The following is a 12,690-nucleotide window of genomic DNA, read 5'->3' as shown; positions in this document are numbered from 1 at the left end:
AAATCGCGAGCAATTAAGCAATCAGATTTAATGCATCGTTGAACAGTTTGCTCGGACGCATTGCAGCAAACGCTTTGTCGTCATTTGGCTGGAAATAACCTTCTACATCCATTGCTTGGCCTTGAACGTCATTCAGCTCAGCAACAATAGCAGTTTCGTTTTCAGTTAGTTGCGTAGCAACTGCTTCAAACTTGGCTTTAAGCTCTGCGTCTGTGTCTTGTGCCGCAAGCGCTTGTGCCCAGTATAGAGATAGATAGAAGTGGCTACCACGGTTATCTAGTTCATTTACTTTACGAGAAGGTGACTTGTTCTCGTCAAGGAATTTGCCCGTTGCCGCATCTAGCGTATCTGCCAGTACTTGTGCTTTAGGGTTATTAGTTACTTGGCTTAGGTGCTCAAGAGACGCTGCAAGCGCAAGGAATTCACCTAAAGAGTCCCAACGTAAGTGGTTTTCTTTTTCGAACTGTTGAACATGCTTAGGCGCTGAACCACCTGCACCAGTTTCGAATAAGCCACCACCGTTCATAAGTGGAACAATAGAAAGCATTTTCGCACTTGTACCAAGCTCTAAAATTGGGAATAGGTCAGTTAGGTAATCACGAAGTACGTTACCAGTTACCGAGATTGTATCTTGGCTGTCTTTCATACGTGCTAAAGAGAATTGAGTCGCTTCAACAGGTGCAAGAATACGGATGTCTAAGCCATCTGTATCGTGCTCAGGCAGGTATGCATTTACTTTTTTGATAAGCTCAGCATCGTGTGCGCGTTCTTCGTTTAACCAGAATACTGCTGGTGTGTTAGATGCACGTGAACGATTAACAGCTAGCTTAACCCAATCTTTGATTGGTGCATCTTTAACCTGACACATACGCCAGATATCGCCTTGTTCAACGTCATGTTGAAGAAGTACATTGTCTGCACTATCAACTACACGGATAACGCCGTTTGAAGGTGCTTCAAACGTTTTGTCGTGTGAGCCGTATTCTTCTGCTTTTTGTGCCATAAGACCAACGTTAGGGATTGTACCCATAGTACGCGGGTCGAACGCACCATTTTCTTTACAGAAGTCGATTGTTGCTTGGTAAACACCTGAATAACAACGATCAGGGATTACAAAGCTCGTATCTTGTTGTTTGCCTTCAGCGTTCCACATTTGACCGCTTGTACGGATAGCCGCAGGCATAGAAGCATCAATGATTACGTCACTTGGAACGTGTAGGTTTGTGATACCTCGGTCAGAATCAACCATTGCGATACTTGGACGAACGTCATAAACAGCTGCAAGGTCAGCTTCGATTTCCGCGCGTTTTGCGTCATCTAGCTTAGCAAGCTTGTTGTATACGTCACCAATACCATTATTAACGTCAACACCAAGTTGCTCGAAAGTTTCACCGTGCTTTTCGAATACTTCTTTGTAGAAGACTTTAACTGCATGACCAAAGATGATTGGATCTGACACCTTCATCATGGTTGCTTTCATGTGTAGTGAGAAAAGAACGCCTTTCTCTTTTGCCGCTTCAACTTCAGCCGCTAAGAATGTACGAAGTGCGTTAACGCTCATGCGAGAAGCATCGATGATTTCGCCAGCAAGTAACGGCGTGCTTTGCTTAAGTACATTGACTGTACCGTCAGCAGCAACATGTTCGATACGAACATCCGTTGCTTCAGCAACAGTTGTAGATTGCTCAGAGCCAAAGAAATCGCCTTCGCTCATGCTTGCAACATAAGATTGAGAATCTGCAGACCATGCACCCATTGAATGTGGGTTTTTCTGAGCATATGCTTTTACAGAACCCGGTGCACGACGGTCAGAGTTACCTTCACGTAGTACAGGGTTTACTGCGCTGCCTTTGATTTTGTCGTAAGTCGCTTTGATAGCAGCTTCTTTGTCATCTTTTGGTTCTTCAGGATAATCAGGCAGTGCGTAGCCTTTTTCTTGTAGCTCTTTGATAGTTGCTTTGAGTTGAGGGATTGAAGCACTGATGTTAGGTAATTTGATGATATTTGCTTCAGGCGTCTTAGCAAGCTCGCCTAGCTCTGAAAGCGCATCTGCAATTCTTTGCTCTTCAGTAAGAAACTCTGGGAAGTTAGCGATCACACGACCAGCTAAAGAGATGTCTCTTGTTTCTACTTCAACACCAGCTGCTTTAGTATAAGCTTGAATTACTGGCAACAAAGAATATGTTGCTAAAGCGGGTGCTTCGTCGGTTTTTGTATAAATAATTTTTGATGTCATCATCATTCCTAGATAGTTTTGGGTCAATTTCGACCGTTCAACAATAAGCAAAATCTTGCTAACTTTTGTTACCCAACGTTATATGGACGCATGAGCACAAAAAAAATTAGCTTGCAAGAACAAATCTAAATTCGTAGTAATTAGCAAGTTTGTTAGTTATTTTTACTTATAAAAGCAATAAACATAACTAACAGACCTGGACATCGGCTGGGATTGTACCAATCTAAATGCGATGCTGCTAATGCAATTTACTTTAGACATAGATAAATATGTTACATAGAGGTTTTTGTGAGAGAAATAAAAAAGAGATGAAGCGAGGTACTCTCGTAACTCGCTTTTAGAGCCTTGAGAATATCCTACGCAAGCTCACCAATTTTTGGTGCGATATTTGTAGCATGCAAGCCCTTAGGCCCTTCCTGTAGCTCGAATGTTACATCTTGACCAGCTTTAAGCGTCTTGTATCCATCCATTACAATCGTCGAGTAATGTGCAAAGATATCTTCGTCACTGCCGTCTTCTACGATGAAACCAAACCCTTTGGCATTGTTAAACCATTTGACTTTTCCGCAAGCCATACTTCTACATCCTTCTATAAGTTGACTAATTAAGTTAATCTAACCTTTGAAATTTGCTAAGCTGTCCATAACATGAACAACTAGGACTAGAATGTAGTTTAAATAACCATACAGTCAAGTTTTTTAGTGCAGTTTTTTAACATTTTATTTATTTTTTAATTCAAGTTTGCTTGAGTATATAAGACAAGACTATAGTTAATTATGAGTGGGATAAAAGATTCAGGTGTGTTGGAAGAGGTCAGAGACCAAGAGAAGCAAAAACTTCAACCACCTAAGAAATACAAAGTCATTTTGAATAATGATGATTATACACCGATGGATTTCGTCATTGAGGTATTAATGACATTTTTCAACATGGATAGCGAAAGAGCAACTGAAGTGATGCTCAAAGTGCATCACGAGGGAAAAGCGGTATGTGGAATGTATCCTGCAGATATAGCCCATACAAAGGCTGAGCAGGTGAACAGATACGCTCGCGACCATGAGCATCCGCTCTTGTGTAGCTGTGAGCAAGAATGACCTTATTTATTCTCGTTGGGGGTTGCCAATGCTAAATAAAGACTTAGAAATAACATTAAACACCGCGTTTCGTGAAGCTCGTACACGTCGTCACGAGTTTATGACCGTAGAACATTTATTACTTGCGCTAATAGATAACCCTTCCGCAAGTGAAGCCTTAAATGCATGTAGCGTGGACACAGAAGGGTTAAAACGCGATCTTTCCGAATTTATTGATGAAACAACGCCAATCATACCAGAGCTGGAGGAGGATAGAGAGACTCAACCAACTTTAGGTTTTCAACGTGTATTACAGCGCGCGGTGTTTCATGTGCAGTCGTCTGGTAGAAACGAAGTAACTGGCGTTAATGTGCTAGTTGCAATTTTTTCAGAGCAAGAAAGCCAGGCAGTCTATTTACTCAAAAAAGCGGATGTAAGCCGGCTAGATATCGTTAACTTTATCAGTCATGGCATCTCCAAATCAGATGATGAGCCTGAACCTGAAGAGCACGAAGACTTGAATGATGACGGTGCTGAGGTTCAAAGCGAAGAAAAAACCAAGCTAGAAAACTTTACATCTAACTTGAATGTAATGGCAAAAGCTGGCCAGATAGATCCTCTTGTTGGTCGCGACCAAGAAGTTGAGCGCACAATTCAAGTGCTATGTCGCCGTAAGAAAAACAACCCGCTTCTCGTGGGAGAGGCTGGTGTTGGTAAAACCGCGATTGCCGAAGGTCTTGCGTATCGTATCGTAAACGACCAAGTCCCAGAAGTGATAGAAGACGCTGTTGTGTACTCATTAGATATGGGCGCCTTATTGGCTGGAACGAAATATCGTGGTGATTTTGAAAAGCGCTTTAAGGCTTTATTAAAAGAGCTGCAAGCAAAACCAAACGCGATCTTATTTATTGATGAAATTCATACAATCATTGGCGCTGGTGCGGCGTCTGGTGGTGTCATGGATGCGTCCAATCTAATTAAGCCGTTACTTTCAAGCGGAAAACTTCGTTGTCTTGGTTCAACGACATATTCTGAGTTTAAAAATATCTTCGAAAAAGACAGAGCGCTTGTTCGTAGATTCCAAAAAATCGATGTTGTAGAACCGAGTGTGGCCGATACAGCAAAGATTTTATACGGCCTGAAAGAGCGCTATGAAGAACACCATGGCATTAGATACACGCAAAAGGCATTAAAAGCTGCGGCTGAATTAAGTGCTAAATATATTAACGAACGCCATTTGCCAGATAAAGCCATTGATGTCATAGATGAGGCGGGTGCAAACCAGCGACTATTACCAGTATCTAGGCGTAAGAAGACAATTGGTGTGTCAGATATCGAACAAATAGTTTCAAAAATTGCACGTATCCCACAGCAAAATGTGTCATCGAGTGACAAAGAGGTACTCAAGAATCTAGACAGAAACTTGAAAATGTTGGTGTTTGGTCAGGACGAATCCATCGATGCACTGACGTCTGCAATCAGACTATCTCGCTCTGGTTTAGCAAATGAAGAAAAGCCAATCGGTTCATTCTTGTTTGCCGGGCCAACAGGCGTGGGAAAAACGGAAGTTACGAAACAACTTGCAAAGTGTATGGGTATCGAATTCATTAGATTTGATATGTCAGAGTACTCAGAGAGACACGCGGTGAGCCGTTTAATTGGTGCGCCTCCTGGCTACGTAGGGTTTGAACAGGGTGGGTTACTTACCGACTCAGTGATTAAACATCCACATGCTGTTGTGTTACTGGACGAGATTGAAAAAGCTCACCCTGATATCTATAACATTTTACTACAGGTTATGGACCACGGTACGCTAACTGATAATAATGGCCGTAAAGCTGATTTCAGAAACGTCATCTTTGTTATGACTACCAATGCAGGCGTTCAGGAAACGGTGAGAAAGTCGATTGGTTTCCAACAGCAGGATCACTCACATGATGCGATGTTGGAAATTAACAAGGTGTTCACACCTGAGTTTAGAAACAGACTCGATAATATCATTTGGTTCAATCACCTTGAGAAAGAAGTGATCCTTCAGGTTGTCGACAAGTTTATTGTAGAGCTACAAGCACAACTTGATAAGAAGTCTGTTAATCTTGAATTAACGAACGAAGCTCGAGATTGGATTGCAGATACTGGTTATGATAAAGCGATGGGTGCGAGACCTATGGCACGCGTTATTCAGGATAACCTTAAAAAGCCGCTCGCCAACGAAATACTGTTTGGCAAGCTGTCCGATGGCGGCAGTGTAAAAGTGTCTGTAAAAGGCAATGAGCTGGCATTTACCTTTGAACAGGAACTTATTCCAGCCTAACGGTATAAAAATATTCGATGTTAAAAGCCCACATTTTTGTGGGCTTTTTTGTTTTGTATTGTTTGCGAGTGAATTCAGCAAGTGAGCGTGTATGAGGGGGAGCTATCACTATATATTAAGATGGTTGCGGATATACGTCGTATTAAAAGCAAAAAACCTAGCCATAGGGCTAGGTTTTTTGCTACATACGTCTTATAGCATCTTATGCGATGCTGGCGAGACGAATAGAATTAACGCGCACGGAAAACAATGCGTCCCTTGCTCAAGTCGTAAGGTGTTAACTCTACTGTGACTTTGTCACCTGTTAAAATACGGATGTAGTTTTTGCGCATTTTGCCAGAAATATGAGCCACAACAACGTGACCATTTTCTAATTCAACACGGAACATAGTATTTGGTAAAGTTTCAAGGACCGTGCCTTGCATTTCAATTACGTCTTCTTTCGCCATTTGGAGCGTATCACCTCTGTATAAGTTAATCGTTGGAGATTTTGCCCAAAAGCACGCAATAAGTAAAGGTAAGAGCCCAAATTAGTGGCTTAAATATTTGTCCAAACGTCTTCTTTAAACTGTTGAGCAGGCAGAAACTGCTTTTTGTAGCGCATTTTTTTGCATTCGTCTATTTGGTAACCAAGGTAAACATACTGTTTATTCTCAGATTTTGCTAAGTTAATTTGCGCCATGATCATCACTGTGCCGAGGCTCATGTGCTCGTATTCTGGATCAAAAAATGTATAAATCGCAGACAATGCGTCGGGCATAGTGTCAGTAACAGCAATAGCAACCAGTTTGTCTCCATGCCACAACTCAATAAAAGAAATGGGCATCCATCTACAAAACAAAAAGCTTTCATATTGCAGTCTGTTGGGCGGGTACATAGTACCGTCTTGATGACGCTCTGAGATATACTTCTCGTACAACGGGTAGTAATTTGGTTTTTCATCAAAACTGACTTGAATAGTAAAGTCGTTTTGTATCTTTTTATATTTCCTTTTTTGAGACTTTGAAGGTGTGTATTCTTGAGCTAACACCCTCACTGACTGACAGGCGTTACACATTGGGCAATGAGGGCGGTAAATTTGATCGCCACTGCGTCTAAAGCCGAGTGAGAGTAATGCTTCAAACCTTTCCGCTGAATAGCATTCATGATCAAGTATGACGAGTAGCTGCTCTTTTCTATTTGGTAAATAACTGCAATCAAATTGTTGACTGAGTCCAATTTTGGATGGGAAGTGTTCAGTCATATATCGCCCTCAGCTCTTGTGGTTGCCACATGTCATGTTCTGACGAATAGTTACTTGCTTCTTTAAGTCTAGTCAAAAATTCAGCTCTAGGAATGACTTTTGCGCCCATAGAACTTAGGTATGGGTTATCCAACTGGCAATCGATAAAGTGCGCGTTGTGCTTTTTTAACCAGTTGACTAGGGCCCACATAGCGAGTTTGGATGCGTTAGGAACGGTATGGAACATGGATTCACCACAAAACACCCCTGAGACCATAATACCGTATAAGCCGCCAACTAACTGGTTGTCAGACCAAACTTCTAAACTATGAGCAAAGCCTTCTTGATGACCCTTGCAATAAGCTTGCACCATATTTTTGTTTATCCAAGTGCCCTCATTATTAAGGCGCTGCGCGCGGCATTGGTTGATGACTTGTTCAAACGCCTTATTTACTGTGACGATTGGTTTTAGTTTATTTTTGGCTTTTTTCAGTGTGCGCCCAACATGAAAGTCATCGAGTTCAAGAATGCCTCGCTCACTCGGCGCCCACCACATGATCGGTTCTCGCTCGTTAAACCATGGGAATATACCTAGTTGGTATGCTTTACGCAGTCGTTGTGTACTGAGACAACCACCAATGGCTAAGAGTCCATCTGGATCTTTTAAAGCAAAGTGACATGGCGGAAAAAGAAAATCAGATGGTGATAAGTGAAACAGCTGTTGCGTCATATCTGAATTTTGAGTAATGCAGTTTAGCGCTAAACGTGATTTAAGTTTAGCAAAATAAGTGTAGAAGCACGCCAAAACATGGCGTGCTTTAGCGTATTATTTTAGATTATCTAAATAACGCTCGGCATCTAACGCGGCCATACAACCGGTGCCAGCAGACGTGATTGCCTGACGATAGATGTGATCAGATACGTCACCCGCGGCAAATACGCCTTCAACACTGGTTTGTGTCGCATTGCCATTTAGGCCTGATTCAACAACTAAGTAGCCGTCTTTCATCTCTAATTGACCTTCGAACATATCGGTATTTGGCTTGTGGCCGATAGCAATAAATACACCCGCTAAATCTAGGTCTTCAGTTGCATCCGATTGCGTATCTTTGATTCTGATACCTGTTACGCCCATGTCATCACCAAGCACTTCATCTAATGTGCGGTCGAAGTGTAGTACCACGTTACCGTTTTTAGCTTTTTCTAGTAGGCGGTCAGAAAGAATCTTCTCACTACGGAAGCTGTCTCTACGGTGAACAACGTGAACTTCTTCAGCGATATTTGATAAGTATAATGCTTCTTCAACCGCAGTATTACCACCGCCAACAACGGCTACTTTCTGGCCTCGGTAAAAGAAACCGTCACAGGTTGCACATGCAGAAACACCGCGACCTTGGAAATTAGTTTCTGATTCTAGACCTAGGTACTTCGCTGACGCGCCTGTTGCGATGATTAATGCGTCACATGTATATGTGCCTTGATCACCTGTCAACGTGAATGGTCTTTTTGTTACATCTACTTTATTGATGTGGTCAAAGATAATTTCAGTTTCAAAGCGCTCAGCGTGCTCTTTCATGCGATCCATAAGCGCAGGACCAGTTAGGCCATGCGCATCACCAGGCCAGTTTTCTACTTCAGTTGTTGTTGTTAATTGGCCACCTTGTTGCATACCCGTAATTAAAACTGGGTTTAAGTTTGCACGGGCAGCATATACTGCAGCAGTGTATCCAGCGGGGCCTGAGCCTAAAATTAATAATTTACAGTGCTTATCACTCATTAATTTCTGTCCTAAAATTTAGTATTAGCATTACAATGATGCCGATTCTAAGTAAATCAACCCAGAAGTAAAATAAAAATCAAATAAAGCAATTAGAGAAATTTAGAACTTGTCAAAAATACTGTACTTGATGGAAAAGTAGGCCAACGAAGCGGAAATTATCGGAACTTCATGACCTTTCTATTTTTTTTTGGTATGTTCTAAGGAATTTTTTTTGCCATCAAATAATGTGGTGGCCCAAGAATCAAAGGTACATATGGCATTTTGGCAGGACAACGCTGGCTTTTCATTAGGGGCAGATAAGTGCACGGTATTGACGGATGCGAAGCACTATCACAGCGAATTACTATCACTAATTGGTAAAGCTAAAAAGCGAATCTATATTGCCGCTTTGTATTTGCAGGATGATAGCGCTGGCCAAGGCGTTTTGACTGCATTACACAATGCATCGTTGCAAAACCCTGATTTAGAAATCAAAGTACTGGTAGATTTCCATAGAGCACAACGAGGTTTAATTGGTGAAGCCAAATCTGAGGGAAACGCGCGTTTATACTGTGACTATCTAGAGAAATTTGGCTCAAATGTTAAAGTTTACGGCGTACCTGTAAAAGCAAAGGAGCTGTTTGGTGTTCTTCACCTGAAAGGCTTTGTTATTGATGATACCGTGTTATACAGCGGGGCAAGCATCAATGATGTGTACCTACAACAGGGTGATAAATACAGGCTTGACAGATACTTTTTAATCGAAAACGTAAAGCTTGCTAATAGTTTTATAAATTTTATTGATAAATATCTAGTCAGCTCTGACGCCGTACCAAGGTTGGATATAAGGCCATTGCCTTTGTTCAGTGAGATTAAACTGGCTCAGAAAAAACTGATGCGTTCACTCAAACGCGCTAACTATGATATGTCTGCGGGGGACGAATCTTCGGGTCTAAATGTGCGAGCTTTCTTAGGGTTTGGGCGTAGGACAAACAAGCTAAACAGGCTAATTAAGGCCTTGTTTGATACAACTGAACAAGAACTTATCTTATATACGCCATATTTTAACTTTCCAGCTCCTCTGTTGAGATCTTTAAGGCGGTTACTTAAACAAGGTAAATCGATTACCATTGTGGTGGGTGATAAAACCGCGAATGATTTTTATATTTCGCCTGACAAACCGTTTAGTCGTATCGGTGCATTACCCTATCTGTACGAGCGTATCTTACATAAGTTTCTTAAATCGCAAAGACGGTATATCGAACAGGGAAATTTAAATGTATATCTATGGAAAGATGGCGACAACTCTTTCCACTTGAAGGGCATTAATAAGGACAACCAAGTCCACTTAATGACTGGCCACAACTTGAATCCTCGCGCTTGGGGACTCGATATTGAAAATGGCGTATTAATAGAAGATAGAGACCAAGCACTCAAGCCCTTTATTGATACAGAAAAACAGGCTATTTTGGCACATTGTCGAAAGTTGTCAGGGCCTGACGATATAGAAACCTTACAAGATTATCCAGCTCCAGTGCAAAAAATACTGGGCCAAGCTAAACGGGTAAAAGTAGATTTTATTATCAAAAAATTTATCTAAATCTCTATTTATTAGAGCTTTGCGCACTGGTTTAAAGTGTGCAAAGCCCTTTATTCGATATGCGTTGTCTCAACGCCGCCCTTTCACATTGACAGTGCTCACAGGTCTAGCGCTGAGCGTGATTCGTTACGTCCAAGGTAGGCCACTTTATTGTGAACGGCGAATTTGACCTGGGCTAACACCAACTATTTTTTTAAAAGCTTTGCTAAAAGAAGATTCAGAGCGATATCCGACTTGCTCAGCAATACTCACCATAGATGTTTGCTTGTCCCTGAGTAAATCTTGGGCGAGGTGCATACGCCATTGGCTAAGATAAGCCATGGGTGTCATACCAATTACTTCGTGGAATAAGCTTGAAAATGCCGAGCGCGACATACCTGATTGACGTGCTAGACGCTCTACAGTCCATGGATGAGCAGGATCGCGGTGAATGATACTGAGCGCGCAACTTAAACGCGTATCTCCCAGTGCGCTAAAATAATTTTTATCTGTGTCTTGTGTATTGATATGCCATCGTAATATTTGAATAACGAATGCTTCGGTAAGTCGATCCACAACGACTGTGCCACCGGGTAGGGCGGAACGAGATTCTCGGGCAAGTATGTTGGCTAAGCTATTGAGCCATACACATGAATCATTCCTTCCTTGTTGTATATGTACAAAGCTGGGCATATCCCTGAGTATGGGAAGATTAGAATGTGACTGATACTTAAAGTAACCGCACAAAAGCGTTGTTTTGTTAAATTCACCTTCAAAAGGGTTGGCATTATTGTAGATTTTCGCCAACAATTCATCACCTGATACAGTCTTACTATTTGGCGCATCACTGATTTGATGTGCTGAACCCGTCGGAAAGGCAACGATGTCGCCGCAAGATAAATATGTATCATGTTGATTGTCTTCTGTACTTAACCAAGCGCCGCCAGTAACAACATAGTGAAAAGTACCATAATCTGTTTGCAGCTCTCTGATCCCCCACGGTGCAGAAAATTCAGTACAAAAATAACTGCTGGCTTGGAGCCTAATTGCTTTGAGGATGTTGGACAATGCATCTTGTTTTTTTGAACTATAGTCTTGTCTAGGCAGTTCTTTCTCTATGTTGGGTGTTGTTCGGGCCTGCATGTGTGTCTCCAATCAGTGAGGAAAATTCATACTAACTAACCGTGGTTGTGAAGCGAATATTCAGGTTACTTACTCAAACAGTCCTTTTTAGTGTGACCCATCATTATACGATCTGACAAGAATTCGGTCCTTTTGGTCATAGATAAGCGCAGCCTTGAGGCATAGCATTAACCTGATCACTGCGCGTTTGCTTTGTTGCCTAGCAACTTACCAATGACAGACGAGCACTGATTGGCTTATCAGGCTTATTAATAATAATAATGACTTTTTTATTTTACAGGAGACCATCATGAGAAATTTGCGAAAGGTTCGATACCGCCACACTACCTGTGCGGTTTTGTCACTTGCCTTAGGTTTAGGGTCAATACCGGCAATGGCAAGTCATCATTTTGAGAGTAAACTTGCGCAACAGCATCCGCAATTTGACCTAACAGATATGTATGTATTTGATTCAGACAGACGTGGCTACACTGCTTTTATGATGGATGTTAACCCTACAACCCAAGACAAAGCTGACTTTGGTCAAAAAGGGGTTTACAGCTTTCATATCGCAAATGACAAATCATTCAATTTGGGCGGCATTACCATTACAGTACATGTAGAAGGTGAACAACTTGTTTTTGGCTTGGCGGATGGCGCAAACCAAGCCGTCGGGATGAAAGGCAAGCAGTTTGGCAAAGCCGCGATTGGGCAATCGGCAACGTTTGGCAATGGCATTAAAGTATGGAGTGGTGCTGCACATGACCCATTTGTTGGAAATTCAGAAGGGATCATAGGATTTTTAACGACATTAATTGGAAAAGGAAAACTTGAGCTTTCGAAGTTTGAGCGGGGTATTGACTTATTTAAGGACTTCAAAAGCAGCATTATTTTAATCGAAGTGCCCAACAAGATGTTACCCAAAGAAGTTCATGTCTATGCAAGCAGTGCGCTATACGAGGTTGATCAATGGGTACAAGTGAATAGGGTAGCAAACCCCCTCGTGACACATTTGTTTTTGGCTAACAATAAAATGGAAGTGAGTGAGCATGTTCATCATCGTCCTGATAGTGATTCATCTCGCCAGTATGCTGTGTCCGGAATGGTTTTAAGGGCAGTGGTACTCGATGGAAAGATCTCTAACCCTGTTGAATATGCAGATTCCGTTGCAGCGCAACTACTGCCAGATATGGTCTCATACAAAGTGGGCAGTCGTGCCGAGTATCGTTATTCAAATATGAATGGCCGTAAACCGAGTGATGATGCAATGGATGCCGTACTCAGCCTTTTCATGGGGCGAAAAGTGACCGATCATGCCAATTCTTTTAATCGACACCCCAATAAATTCCCATATGTAGTCCCTGTTAAATAGTACGATGTAAAGG

At 41.9% G+C, this 12,690-nt stretch carries 11 protein-coding genes; 4 read left to right on the top strand and 7 right to left on the bottom strand.

Annotated features, from left to right (window positions below; all coding sequences use genetic code 11):
* Positions 1 to 13 precede the first annotated feature (13 nt).
* Both L1286_RS11725 and cspD read right to left on the bottom strand, forming a co-directional pair.
* Entirely contained in the window at positions 14 to 2,236 is a 2,223-nt protein-coding gene (locus tag L1286_RS11725; RefSeq protein ID WP_235407240.1) for an NADP-dependent isocitrate dehydrogenase, read from the bottom strand.
* A gap of 356 nt (positions 2,237 to 2,592) precedes the next feature.
* Positions 2,593 to 2,811 carry a cold shock domain-containing protein CspD gene (cspD, locus tag L1286_RS11720; RefSeq protein WP_235407239.1) on the bottom strand — a complete coding sequence of 73 codons (219 nt, stop codon included), beginning with the start codon at positions 2,809 to 2,811 and terminating at the stop codon, positions 2,593 to 2,595.
* A gap of 201 nt (positions 2,812 to 3,012) precedes the next feature.
* Between cspD and clpS the strand changes: the two genes are divergently transcribed.
* Both clpS and clpA read left to right on the top strand, forming a co-directional pair.
* Positions 3,013 to 3,330, top strand: a complete 318-nt coding sequence (gene clpS, locus L1286_RS11715; protein ID WP_235407238.1) for an ATP-dependent Clp protease adapter ClpS — start codon at positions 3,013 to 3,015, stop codon at positions 3,328 to 3,330.
* A 28-nt stretch (positions 3,331 to 3,358) separates the two neighbouring features.
* Positions 3,359 to 5,623, top strand: coding sequence for an ATP-dependent Clp protease ATP-binding subunit ClpA (gene clpA, locus L1286_RS11710; RefSeq protein WP_235407237.1), 2,265 nt, complete (start codon positions 3,359 to 3,361; stop codon positions 5,621 to 5,623).
* A 230-nt stretch (positions 5,624 to 5,853) separates the two neighbouring features.
* Here clpA and infA read toward each other — a convergent pair whose 3' ends face one another.
* The 4 genes from infA to trxB all read right to left on the bottom strand — a co-directional run bounded on the left by infA (position 5,854) and on the right by trxB (position 8,622).
* The gene (gene infA, locus L1286_RS11705) at positions 5,854 to 6,072 is read right to left on the bottom strand and encodes a translation initiation factor IF-1 (protein ID WP_023401681.1); all 219 of its coding nucleotides are present in this window, start codon (positions 6,070 to 6,072) and stop codon (positions 5,854 to 5,856) included.
* An 89-nt stretch (positions 6,073 to 6,161) separates the two neighbouring features.
* Positions 6,162 to 6,866: an arginyltransferase gene (locus tag L1286_RS11700; RefSeq protein WP_235407236.1), complete on the bottom strand. Its 705-nt coding sequence runs from the start codon at positions 6,864 to 6,866 to the stop codon at positions 6,162 to 6,164.
* A complete protein-coding gene (gene aat / locus L1286_RS11695; RefSeq protein WP_235407235.1) occupies positions 6,859 to 7,575 on the bottom strand; it encodes a leucyl/phenylalanyl-tRNA--protein transferase in 717 nt (238 codons plus the stop codon). Before aat ends, L1286_RS11700 begins: the two co-directional genes overlap by 8 nt.
* A gap of 96 nt (positions 7,576 to 7,671) precedes the next feature.
* Complete coding sequence (gene trxB / locus L1286_RS11690; RefSeq protein ID WP_235407234.1) at positions 7,672 to 8,622, bottom strand: thioredoxin-disulfide reductase; 951 nt, start codon at positions 8,620 to 8,622, stop codon at positions 7,672 to 7,674.
* A gap of 256 nt (positions 8,623 to 8,878) precedes the next feature.
* On the opposite strand from trxB, the gene pssA reads away from it, so the two are divergent.
* Positions 8,879 to 10,204, top strand: a complete 1,326-nt coding sequence (gene pssA / locus L1286_RS11685) for a CDP-diacylglycerol--serine O-phosphatidyltransferase (RefSeq protein WP_235407373.1) — start codon at positions 8,879 to 8,881, stop codon at positions 10,202 to 10,204.
* A gap of 147 nt (positions 10,205 to 10,351) precedes the next feature.
* Here pssA and L1286_RS11680 read toward each other — a convergent pair whose 3' ends face one another.
* Positions 10,352 to 11,326: an AraC family transcriptional regulator gene (locus L1286_RS11680; RefSeq protein WP_235407233.1), complete on the bottom strand. Its 975-nt coding sequence runs from the start codon at positions 11,324 to 11,326 to the stop codon at positions 10,352 to 10,354.
* A gap of 289 nt (positions 11,327 to 11,615) precedes the next feature.
* Between L1286_RS11680 and L1286_RS11675 the strand changes: the two genes are divergently transcribed.
* On the top strand, positions 11,616 to 12,677 hold the full coding sequence (locus L1286_RS11675; protein ID WP_235407232.1) for a DUF4331 family protein: 1,062 nt from the start codon (positions 11,616 to 11,618) through the stop codon (positions 12,675 to 12,677).
* The last annotated feature ends 13 nt before the right edge of the window (positions 12,678 to 12,690 follow it).

It is taken from the genome of Pseudoalteromonas sp. SMS1, from assembly GCF_021530565.1.
Classification (GTDB): Bacteria; Pseudomonadota; Gammaproteobacteria; order Enterobacterales; family Alteromonadaceae; genus Pseudoalteromonas.
This window is presented reverse-complemented; position numbering and strand designations above follow the sequence as displayed.